Source organism: Ruegeria sp. CH2 (assembly GCF_056537065.1).
This window is the reverse complement of the sequence record NZ_JBQFQV010000042.1, coordinates 1-2,463: the sequence shown is the minus strand read 5'-3', so window position 1 is coordinate 2,463 and position 2,463 is coordinate 1. Positions and strand designations below refer to the sequence as shown.

The 2,463-nt window shown below is 59.2% G+C and carries 3 protein-coding genes; 2 read left to right on the top strand and 1 reads right to left on the bottom strand.

The window, feature by feature from the left end:
- Positions 1-2: 2 nt before the first annotated feature.
- A complete protein-coding gene (gene hpaR, locus ACR0M9_RS21005) occupies positions 3-443 on the bottom strand; it encodes a homoprotocatechuate degradation operon regulator HpaR (RefSeq protein WP_480492848.1) in 441 nt (146 codons plus the stop codon).
- 108 nt (positions 444-551) lie between these two features.
- Here hpaR and ACR0M9_RS21000 point away from each other — a divergent pair, with 108 nt between their 5' ends.
- The gene (locus ACR0M9_RS21000; protein WP_267365252.1) at positions 552-950 is read left to right on the top strand and encodes a 5-carboxymethyl-2-hydroxymuconate Delta-isomerase; all 399 of its coding nucleotides are present in this window, start codon (positions 552-554) and stop codon (positions 948-950) included.
- 3 nt (positions 951-953) lie between these two features.
- Positions 954-2,462, top strand: a complete 1,509-nt coding sequence (gene hpaE / locus ACR0M9_RS20995; protein WP_480774593.1) for a 5-carboxymethyl-2-hydroxymuconate semialdehyde dehydrogenase — start codon at positions 954-956, stop codon at positions 2,460-2,462.
- Position 2,463: the final 1 nt, after the last annotated feature.

Below are 2,463 nucleotides of genomic sequence, written 5' to 3'. Positions count from 1 at the left end.
GGTCAGACTTTGACGGCTTGTAGTTCTTCGAGCAGGTCGAGGAGTTGGTTGAGTTTTTCTCGTCCCATTTGTTTTTCGATGCTTTGGTAGATCTGGAGAGAGGTTCCGAGGTTTTCGGCGAGGATGTTTCGTCCTTCGTTTGTGATCTTCACCATTGTGCGTCGTTTGTCGTGGCTGTCCTGGCGGCGTGATATTTGGCCTTCTGCTTCCATCGTGCGCAGGATGCGGGTGAGGCTTGGCAACAGCAGGCAGGCCTCTTTGGCAATCGAGCTTTGCTCCACTTCACCCAACTCGTCCAGCACGCGCAGGATGCGCCATTTCTGCTCGGTCAGTTGTATCCCCTGCAGCATGTCCCGGATGGGGGCCATGACGGTTTCGCGTGCGCGCAGCAAGGCAATCGGAAGGGCGCGCGAGGTGTTCTTGGTGTGGCTTTGTTCACTCATGACAGTCTTCTAATTCGCAGAGTCAAAAGATGCAAAGATTAACAAAGCAAGTTCTTGACCGCGGGGGCTCCAATTTACTAAACATGTTTACCATTGGGGGGGGAGCACATGCCACATTTTCACGTCGAGTATTCCGGCAATCTGGAGGACAGGATCGATATGAGTGGCTTGTGCGAATGCATCCGGGCCACGGCTGCCGGGATCAAGACATTTCCCCTGCCCGGTATTCGTGTCCGGGCCACGCGGGTCGATCACTATGCCATCGCGGACGGCAATCCGGCGCATGGGTTTATCGATATCTCGATCCGCCTGCGCGCTGGCCGGGCTGCGGATGTCAAACGGGACGCCACGCAGCGCATTTTTGAGGCGGTTGAGGCCTATCTGTCCCCCGCCTTCGCCGGACATTCCATCGCGCTCTCGCTTGAGATGCGTGACATTGACCCAGACCTTTCGCCCAAGACCGGCACGATCCGGGACCATTTGGGCGCGACCAACCAGGAGACCTGATCCATGAGCGCACTGGATACGAATATCGAGAAGCTGGCGGGCTTTCTGACCCGGTTTAAGGAAACCGGCATCAAGAACCGGATCGCGGGCGAAGATCGCGACGGTTCCGCAGGGGTGTTCCAATCCACCTCCCCGGTTGACAGGTCGGTGATCTGCGATGTCGCCCATGGCACAGCCGATGATATCGACGCTGCCGCCAATGCCGCCCACGCCGCATTTGCCGATTGGCGCGACATGCCTGCCACCGAGCGGCGCCGCATCTTGCTGAACGTTGCCGATGCGATCGAGGCCCGTGCCGAGGAAATTGCGCTGTGTGAATGCTGGGACACCGGCCAGACCCTGCGCTTTATGTCCAAGGCCGCGCTGCGGGGGGCCGAGAATTTCCGGTATTTCGCGGATCAGGTGGTCCAGGCGCGGGACGGTCAGCACCTTAAGTCGCCGACCCTGATGAACATCACCACGCGCGTTCCGATTGGTCCGGTGGGGGTGATCACGCCGTGGAACACGCCGTTCATGCTGTCGACATGGAAGATCGCACCTGCTTTGGCTGCCGGGTGCACTGTGGTTCACAAACCGGCCGAAGATTCTCCGCTGTCCGCTCGCCTGCTGGTGGAGATCGCCGAAGAGGCCGGGCTGCCCAAGGGTGTGCTGAACACCGTGAACGGGTTCGGCCCCGATGCGGGTAAGGCGTTGACGGAGCATCCGTTGATCAAGGCGATCGCCTTTGTCGGTGAAAGCCGCACCGGCAGCATCATCACCAAACAAGGTGCCGATACGCTCAAGCGGATGCATCTGGAACTGGGCGGCAAGAACCCGGTTGTTGTGTTCGACGACGCCGATCTCGACCGGGCGCTGGATGCGGTGATCTTCATGATCTACTCGATCAATGGCGAGCGCTGCACGTCATCCTCGCGCCTGCTGGTGCAGGACACCATCAAGGACGCGTTCGAGGCAAAGCTGATCGAGCGGGTCAACACCATCAAGGTCGGTCATCCGCTGGATCCTGCGACCGAGATCGGGCCCCTGGTGACCGAGGAGCATTATAACAAGGTGACTTCCTATTTTGACATCGCCAAGGAAGACGGTGCGACTGTCGCCGCCGGAGGTGTCAAGGTGGGCGACACAGGGTACTTCATTCGCCCAACCCTGTTTACCGATGCCAATAACCAGATGCGTATCGCGCGCGAAGAGATATTCGGCCCGGTTCTGACCTCGATCCCGTTCTCGACCGAGGACGAGGCGCTGCAGATTGCCAACGACACACCATACGGTCTGACCGGCTATGTCTGGACCAATGACCTGACCCGCGCCTTGCGGTTCACCGACAAGCTTGAAGCCGGGATGATCTGGGTGAACTCGGAAAACGTCCGCCACCTGCCCACCCCGTTCGGCGGCGTCAAGGCTTCCGGTATCGGCCGCGACGGCGGCAACTGGAGCTTCGAGTTCTACATGGAACAAAAACACGTCGGCTTCGCAACCGGAAATCACAACATCATGCAGCTGGGGAAGTGAA